The sequence below is a fragment of the Clostridioides sp. ES-W-0018-02 genome, assembly GCF_020658175.1.
Lineage (GTDB): Bacteria > Bacillota > Clostridia > Peptostreptococcales > Peptostreptococcaceae > Clostridioides.
Genome location: NZ_JACVVY010000027.1, coordinates 1 through 7,629, shown reverse-complemented (window position 1 = coordinate 7,629; position 7,629 = coordinate 1). Strand labels below are relative to the sequence as shown.

Annotated in this window: 10 protein-coding genes and 1 pseudogene; 2 read left to right on the top strand and 9 right to left on the bottom strand. The window is 27.8% G+C overall.

Translation table 11 applies throughout. The features are described from left to right. Nucleotides 1–234 precede the first annotated feature (234 nt). From IC219_RS20985 to IC219_RS20945, 9 genes and pseudogenes are all read right to left on the bottom strand, one after another. The gene (locus tag IC219_RS20985) at nucleotides 235–435 is read right to left on the bottom strand and encodes a hypothetical protein (RefSeq protein ID WP_227832005.1); all 201 of its coding nucleotides are present in this window, start codon (nucleotides 433–435) and stop codon (nucleotides 235–237) included. 120 nt (nucleotides 436–555) lie between these two features. After that, nucleotides 556–717 carry a hypothetical protein gene (locus tag IC219_RS20980; protein ID WP_227832006.1) on the bottom strand — a complete coding sequence of 54 codons (162 nt, stop codon included), beginning with the start codon at nucleotides 715–717 and terminating at the stop codon, nucleotides 556–558. Nucleotides 718–985: 268 nt separating this feature from the next. Further along, the gene (locus tag IC219_RS20975) at nucleotides 986–2,263 is read right to left on the bottom strand and encodes a phage major capsid protein (protein WP_227832007.1); all 1,278 of its coding nucleotides are present in this window, start codon (nucleotides 2,261–2,263) and stop codon (nucleotides 986–988) included. Then, nucleotides 2,256–2,996, bottom strand: coding sequence for a head maturation protease, ClpP-related (locus IC219_RS20970; RefSeq protein WP_227832008.1), 741 nt, complete (start codon nucleotides 2,994–2,996; stop codon nucleotides 2,256–2,258). The genes IC219_RS20975 and IC219_RS20970 overlap by 8 nt, the downstream gene beginning before the upstream one ends. A gap of 905 nt (nucleotides 2,997–3,901) precedes the next feature. Then, nucleotides 3,902–4,153, bottom strand: a complete 252-nt coding sequence (locus IC219_RS20965) for a hypothetical protein (protein WP_227832001.1) — start codon at nucleotides 4,151–4,153, stop codon at nucleotides 3,902–3,904. Between the two features lie 73 nt (nucleotides 4,154–4,226). Then, nucleotides 4,227–4,331, bottom strand: a complete 105-nt coding sequence (locus IC219_RS22110; protein WP_227853489.1) for a helix-turn-helix domain-containing protein — start codon at nucleotides 4,329–4,331, stop codon at nucleotides 4,227–4,229. A gap of 163 nt (nucleotides 4,332–4,494) precedes the next feature. Continuing rightward, nucleotides 4,495–4,614: pseudogene (locus IC219_RS20955) on the bottom strand (hypothetical protein); the annotation flags it as partial. Nucleotides 4,615–4,752: 138 nt separating this feature from the next. Then, nucleotides 4,753–5,961, bottom strand: coding sequence for a DNA-binding response regulator (locus IC219_RS20950; RefSeq protein WP_227832002.1), 1,209 nt, complete (start codon nucleotides 5,959–5,961; stop codon nucleotides 4,753–4,755). A 240-nt stretch (nucleotides 5,962–6,201) separates the two neighbouring features. After that, nucleotides 6,202–6,639 carry a transcriptional regulator gene (locus IC219_RS20945; protein ID WP_227832003.1) on the bottom strand — a complete coding sequence of 146 codons (438 nt, stop codon included), beginning with the start codon at nucleotides 6,637–6,639 and terminating at the stop codon, nucleotides 6,202–6,204. A 145-nt stretch (nucleotides 6,640–6,784) separates the two neighbouring features. Here IC219_RS20945 and IC219_RS20940 point away from each other — a divergent pair, with 145 nt between their 5' ends. Both IC219_RS20940 and IC219_RS20935 read left to right on the top strand, forming a co-directional pair. Continuing rightward, on the top strand, nucleotides 6,785–6,937 hold the full coding sequence (locus tag IC219_RS20940) for a ribbon-helix-helix domain-containing protein (protein WP_074183964.1): 153 nt from the start codon (nucleotides 6,785–6,787) through the stop codon (nucleotides 6,935–6,937). Between the two features lie 71 nt (nucleotides 6,938–7,008). Then, complete coding sequence (locus IC219_RS20935; RefSeq protein WP_227832004.1) at nucleotides 7,009–7,554, top strand: hypothetical protein; 546 nt, start codon at nucleotides 7,009–7,011, stop codon at nucleotides 7,552–7,554. Nucleotides 7,555–7,629: the final 75 nt, after the last annotated feature.

Genomic DNA, 7,629 nt, shown 5'->3' with positions numbered 1-7,629 from the left:
ACAGGACATTATTAGCCAAGCTCTATTTGAATTTATAGAAAAATATAAGTGATAAAGTAACTATCCTTAAAATTTACGTTTAGGGAATAGTTGAACATATTCCAGTATTTTCAACCTTCCCCTAAACTTTTATTTTGAAACTTTAAAATATAAAGTTTTAGTGTTTTTTATTTTATTAACCATTAAACACCTAACATACTTATAAACTTTGCTTATTTCTAGTTTTTATTATTTTTACTTTAAATTCGCCAACCAAGCATCACATGCACTTATGAATTTTCCCCTTTCTCCATAAATTATATTTGTTTTAATACTGGGCATCCCAAAAGCTCCTATATGTATTCCATTTTTATCAAATATATCTATAATAAAACTCCCACTAACCTTTTTAAATATATAATTTCCACATAGACTTTCATAAATTTGTATATTCATCTTAATAGCTCCTATTATTTTTTAATGTTCATAAATTACTTTAAATAACCCCCCCTCCCTTTTCATTTTTTCATTCGGAGGAAAATTGATGTGGGGACATCGGTATTTGAAATCACCCCCCTATACCCTTTTTATGGGGGGAGGAGTAGTATCAACCTTATACCATTTCATAACAAAATCAACAAAACTGATATAGTCCTCTAATGAGCTTTTTTTTAATTTCTGTATTTCATTAAGTTTTTTCGTATATTCATTGTCCATATTTTGCTCTTTGAAATACATGATAATTTCCTCCTAAATATTAACGAATATTATAACCCGATATAAAAAAAAGGGTCAGGCTTTCACAATTTTAACACTATTAAATCCTCTATTTTCTTAGGTAATCAGACATTCAATTTAAATTTTTCCTACTTTATATGCACTGAATTTGACCCCTCGAATGTTACTACACCAAATTTTTAGACATTCAAATAAATAAATAAATAAAAATATTCAATATCCGTTTCACTTTTTAAAGCCCTCTAAACTAAATTAGAAGGCTTTTTTACTAAGCTTCTTGTGTTGCTCCTGTATATTCAATTAGTGTTATATTTTTCTCATTTACTACTGCAAAATCTATAAAACCATAAACTCTAAAATATACCGAACCATCTGTAAAACCAAGTTCTCTTGATGTTTCTATTCTTATACTGTTTTGAACTCCCATCAGTATAGAACCCTTATCAAACACTATCACTTGATTATCTTTTATTTGATTTGAAGTTAACTTTTCAATTTGTTCTACTACTTTAGGTTCATTTAAGGGTTGTCCTGTTGTATCAACTAATAAATTTAAATCTGTTTCAGTATTAGAATTATATAATATATCAGTAGCTTCTCCATTAGCCTTTTTTATAAGACCAATTCCTTTTACTAGCCCATTATATTTTGATGTAGATATTAAATTCTCACTCACTTTATTTATTCCTGTATATGTCAATATCCCTTTTGGTTCATTTTCTCCATTTCCATAAAGTCCAGCATTATCTATTGCCCTTGCAATTGATTCAGCTATAGCATTTGATATAACCGAATCTATATTACTAGCACTTTCTAATAACTCAAGTGAGATTTTTATATACCCATATACTGTTTTAGTTTTCAAGTTAATACCTTCAAATTCCATATTTGATTGAGTTGCAACTTCAAGCTCTTTTTTAAAACTAAATGAAGGGTCATTTTTAACTTTTGCCAAGGTTAAATTGTTTGTTTCCATTGGTATGATACTAACATTAGATAAAGCTATTTTTTCTCTAGCCAAGTCAATTATTTTTGCTGATAATTCACTTGGTATAAGTGTTGAACCTGTGCTAGTATTCAAAGCCTTATAAGCTTCCATTTCGATATTAGCATCCTTCCAGTCACCTATGTGCATACCTTTTATATATTTTCCTAAGCTTAGACTCTGAGAATTATTTATATTTAAAGCTCTTTCAAAGCTATCTTTTTTACTCAAAGCTTTAATTTCAGCACCTTCTCTAGTCCTATAAGAATACATGTTATTTCTTTCTACTGGTTGTGATGTGACGCTATATGATGTTTCCCCATTTGAAAAACTTATACTTCCGTTATTAAACATCATATTTGCTATTTCTGATGGTATTTTATTATCATCCTCTAATGCTCTTAAATTAGCTCGAGCCTTTACTTCTGCATTATATAAACTATCTAAATTTTGTATTTTATTAGTAACTTCTTCAGCTTCTTCCATTTTTTCATCATCAAGTAACTTTTGTGCTTGGTCTATTAATTTTTGTCTTTCTTCGTAATATTCTTCTTTAGTCATTTATTTTTCCTCCCAATTTAAATAAGTCCAACTTTAATTGGACTCTTTTTTTAGTATTTATTTTATTTTCTTCGTTTTTTAGTGTTCTTGGCGTTTTATTATATTTACCAAAGTAATCACTAGTACAAGCCAATATTGCTGCCTTTTCATCTACTTCAAGTTCAAAATAATTTGATGCTTCATTTCCTGTCATCCAAGTTTCTTTTTTTAGCATTTCTTTTATTTCTTCAATATCAATTCCTGGTTTTAAATTCTCCTTATAGACATTGAGCATACCTTCCTCAATCCTACCTAAATCTTCTGATACTTTTATTAAGTCAATTGAATTATAAGCACCACACAAACCTATCCAAGGCTTATGTATCATAAAATAGGCATTAGATGGAATTATAACTTTATCACCTACGAGTGCTATTATACTTGCAATACTTGCTACTACCCCATCAATATAGATGGTCTTATACCCTTTATGTCTTTTTAACATGTTGTATATTGCCATACCTGCAAATACACTTCCACCACCAGAATTAATATAAATATTTAAATCTTTGTCCTGTTCATTTGCTAGAAAATTTTTTATAGACATAGGGTATTGGTCTTCATCAGTCAAAACACTATACTCATCACAAACTATATCACCATAAAAATATAAATCTGCACTTGTTTCAGTAGAATTTTTAATTTTCAAAAACTCATTTAAATTATCTGTATTACTAAATATTTTTTCTTTCACAATTCAATAAACCCCCTTCAATATATTTTTTTAATAAAAAAAGCCCATAAATAAAATTTATAGGCTTTCATAGGTACAAGTATACCTTGTATTAATTATATACTAATTTTGTAAGTAAATGGTATATGATTCGTATATAAAAAGTATAGTAAAAGTATAATTTTCGTATAGTTTTTGGATTTAATTAAAAAACTACAAACCTTAGCTTACCTCATCAAAGAGCATAAGGAGTTTTTGACCCCAAAATACATGGGGAACTAAGCAAAGCCTAGCAAAATTGTGGGGTCATAAAAAACACCAAATTACCATATTTAGATCACCCATGTGCCACAAATAGACCACAATAAAAAGCTACAATTTATCTCTGGCTGACTAGCTGGTTGTTTTACCTTCACATCTTGATACAACACCTAGATTACAATAGTTACAAGAATATAAACCTTGGTTAGTTGAGGGGTGGGGGGTATGTTAAAATGACCTATATGTTATTTGGAGGTTGGTCATCGGTATTTTAAACTGGCTGAATAACTACTTTTTAGGGGGGAGTATTATTTCTAATTCAATATAGTTTCTAGCTCTTATTATATTCATAAATTAATCCTTCTAAATTTCAACATATCATCATACTTACACATTAATTTAATATTATTAAAATAATGCTCTAACAATACATATTATACATTCTGTATTCTTCATTTATTGATACATAAAACACTTTATACACTTGTCATATCAATATATACGAGTGCAATATATTTATACAAAAAAATACGAAGGATACATTAACTTATTATGTATCCTTCATACTTTTATTTGCATCTGTAATAATTTACAAATCGTTACATAACTTTTGTAAATATGTTTTTTATGTTAGTTTAATCCTTCTATTTTTGATTATGCTATTTTTACCTTGCATAACCTTCAACATCAAATTTCTTTCTTAAAGCCTTTATCATTTCAAATTGATTGCTAGAATACTTAAGTAAAAACTCTTGCTCACTAGTCAAAGGACAAGGTCCTTCTTTCTGCATAGTTAAATCTTTTACAAGGTTTTCTACTTCTGATAATTTAAAATCAATATAGGGAATTAAAAAATCAATCTCCCCCACACTAAAATCAATAGTAGTATAAAAAGCTACTTCATCAAATAGAGTCATAAAAACACCTCCTTTCAATAAATAAGGAACAGGACTTCGTCCCCCTTAATACAAAGACCCATTTCAGGCAACATTATAATTTTAGGTATTTAGTCACTGTACTTCGATTGATTTTTAACTCCTTTGCTATCTGATTATTATTTAATCCATTATCTTTTAATTGCTTTATCAAATTTATTTTATCTTGCTTTTCCTGTTCTCTACTTGTTAACCCGTTCTCATTTCTTCTATTTTCTTGCCTTCTCAGATTATTTCGTATGTCCTAGAAACACAAATTCGTACCCTAAATAGGGAACAGGACTTCGTCCCCCTTAATACAAAGCGACATTTCGTGATACCAGTTAAAAATTCCAGTATCTTTTTACAGTTGATATACTTAGATTTAATTTTTTTGCAACTTTACTTTGACTTAATCCTAACGATTTTTCTACTTGTATCTCATTTATTCTATCTTGCTCTCTACTTGTTAACCCGTTCTCATTTCTTCTGTTTTCTTGCCTTCATAGATTAATTCGTATGTCCTAGAAACACAAATTTGTACCCTAAATAGGGAACAGGACTTCGTCCCCCTTAATACAAAGAGCCATTTTTTAACGCACCTATTTTTTTAACGTTGTTCTTACCTTAGATTCACTTATATTTAATTGTTTTGCTATACTTCTATTACTTAACCCTTTTTCTTTAAGTTTTAATAGCTCATTTTTTAAATCTAAAAGCTCCTGTTGTTTTTTTGTTAATCCATTTTCATTTCTTCTATTTTCTTGCCTTCTCATATTATTTCTTATGTATTTTTCATTTTTACCTATTATTGATTTAAGATATTTTTGCTCTTCTTCTGTTATTCCCAATAAATCTATTAATGTACTATTCTTAAATTTATATTTTTTGCCTTTGTACGCCGTTTCTGCACTCTTTGTATGCTTTATTACCTCATTATCTCCTAGTGGCTTTACAAACTGTTTATTTAGCTCTAAGGTACATTCTAAAGCTTGTCCCTCATCTTCCATGAAGCAACAAGTAAAATATCTATATAAAAATAAAGTTACTTCTCTGCACCCTTCCATATCGTAATCTCTTAACTCACATATTTTTATCAAGTCGTTAAGTCTTGCATGATATAAACTATAGTCATTAAATAAGCTAACGACTTTTTTAGGTCTACCTTTACTTTTCTGCTTCTTTTCCTTTAGCTCTGGTAAATAATTTTCTTGTATCTCTTTCAAAGTATATGTATATCCATCATAATCAATTATCTTAACTTCTGTTTGTGTCTTGGAGTTAATTGTTCCTGTGGCTCGTAACACACGTGTAGGGTCTAAGGCTTTCGCATCTGCTCCAAATTCTTTTAATTGATTATATATATATCTTTGTATTGCATACCAAAGTGGCAAGGCTTTACTTGGTACTGGTTCAAGTTTTAATACATAATATAGTCCCCTTCCACTATCGACTAGCATAGTTGGGTTTGGTATTATGCCATTTAAATCTTTTTCTATAAAAAATCTGACTGCTTCTTTTGTATAATTTGTATTGTAACAATCTATATCTATAAATATCGCATTTAATTCTTTTATATTTTCAATTCTTCTCTGTGGCTTATAAAAGGTATTGTGACTTATATAAACATTTACCTTGTTGTCTATAAGTTCCGAATATCTCTCTTCTAATTCATTTATTTTATAGTGCCATTGAGTGAATTTTTGCTCTTTTTTACTTGCTAATGTTATGTATCCTTTTGACTTACTATGTATTACTTCTAAGTTATTTATATCATTTAACAATATATTCTTTGCATTTGAACAAGTCATATTTTCCCCCTTATTTCTTAGGAGTCAATCAAGTTATAATAAGCTATGTATTTACATTCTTTTGTAAATCTCGTATAATTAATATATTAAAAGGATATATTTATCCGATATGTTAATTAGACTTTAGTAGTCTTAATTGACTCTATTGTTTTATTGTTGAAAGAATGAGTGGTTGCCGTCAAACAAAGACTCATTCTTTTTCTATTTTTTGTTAATTAATATTATATCATTAATAAAATATTAATTTAATAAATCTTTTATTTTATTTAAAATACTTACTCGCATTTGCTTACATCCTATCACTGAAAAGCCTATCCTATTAGCTACATAATTCCATGTATTATTTTTAAAATATCTATATTTAACTAATTCCATTTCATCCTCATTTAAAAGTAATATAGCATTATCAATTTTTTCAATTAAGATTTCTTTTCCTCGTATTTTTCTTGTTATTTGTTCAATATTTTTTTCTTTCATAAAAATCTCATTTTCTACACTTGAATTTATATTGTAACTAGTACCTGTTTTTTCCCTATATTCTATTCCCTTACAACCTATGTATAAGTTTTCTATACTTTTTATTTCTAAATTCAAATAATTTATTTCAGCTTTTAGTCTGTTATAATTATATAATTTTTCTTCAATTTTTTTAAATTCATTACATTTTACTTTTTCCATTCTCAATCAATCACTCCTAACAATAAATCATTGGTTATATTTACAAAATAGCATAAGGTTCAGTTACTTGCAAGCTAAATATGTTACTTGCAGTAATGTTATGGGTATATATATAATATATTTAAATACAATATAGGAGGCAAACATGTTAAAAAATAGAGCACGTTTTTCAACATCAACAAAAATAGAATTATTTGAGAAACTAAAAAACTTATCAGAGCAAACGAGAATACCTATATCTAAATTGATTGATGAAGCTTTAGAAGATTTATTTAAAAAATATAAAAACAATAAATAATTTTATTAGAGGTTCTTTTTATAACTACTAGAATACTGCTTTAGTAGTTATTTTATTGTGGAGGTTTATGTATGGATAGACAAACATTTGATAATTTATCTATAAAGCAACAAATAGAATATATTAATAATCAGCTTCTAAGTAACAACACTCTTACTAATATTTGCAAAAATATTAGTATTGGTCGTACAACTATAAGAGATAGATTTAAAAAATTTGGCTATGAATTTGACCCAAAACAAAAACTTTATATATCCATTATCGAAGTCGTCGAATTAGAAAGTAGTTCAAAAGTAGTTGCAGGCGACATTAGCAATAATGTGGTATTGACGGATACCACAAATATTAATTTTGATAATGTTCTATCTAATTTTAACGATATGAATATTAAATTAAATGAGGTTTATAGTTGGTACAAATCACAAAGTAGTTCAAAAGTAGTTGTGGCGGATGAATTAAAAATAAATAATTTTAAAGGTGATACAGTCACTAGAAGTTATAAAATCTATGAGGAAATTCAAAAGGAGTTTGTAGCCTTCTGTGAAGCTAATAAAAAATACAAGGTACAGGACATTATTAGCCAAGCTCTATTTGAATTTATAGAAAAATATAAGTGATAAAGTAACTATCCTTAAAATTTACGTTTAGGGAATAGTTGAACATATTCCAGTATTTTCAACCTTCCCCTAAAC

What these genes read in the sequence shown, in the direction of transcription:
- IC219_RS20985 (WP_227832005.1), bottom strand. Translation starts at nt 435, where the DNA reads ATGAATATACAAATTTATGAAAGTCTATGTGGAAATTATATATTTAAA.
- IC219_RS20980 (WP_227832006.1), bottom strand. Translation starts at nt 717, where the DNA reads ATGTATTTCAAAGAGCAAAATATGGACAATGAATATACGAAAAAACTT.
- IC219_RS20975 (WP_227832007.1), bottom strand. Translation starts at nt 2,263, where the DNA reads ATGACTAAAGAAGAATATTACGAAGAAAGACAAAAATTAATAGACCAA.
- IC219_RS20965 (WP_227832001.1), bottom strand. Translation starts at nt 4,153, where the DNA reads ATGACTCTATTTGATGAAGTAGCTTTTTATACTACTATTGATTTTAGT.
- IC219_RS20950 (WP_227832002.1), bottom strand. Translation starts at nt 5,961, where the DNA reads ATGACTTGTTCAAATGCAAAGAATATATTGTTAAATGATATAAATAAC.
- IC219_RS20945 (WP_227832003.1), bottom strand. Translation starts at nt 6,639, where the DNA reads ATGGAAAAAGTAAAATGTAATGAATTTAAAAAAATTGAAGAAAAATTA.
- IC219_RS20940 (WP_074183964.1), top strand. Translation starts at nt 6,785, where the DNA reads ATGTTAAAAAATAGAGCACGTTTTTCAACATCAACAAAAATAGAATTA.
- IC219_RS20935 (WP_227832004.1), top strand. Translation starts at nt 7,009, where the DNA reads ATGGATAGACAAACATTTGATAATTTATCTATAAAGCAACAAATAGAA.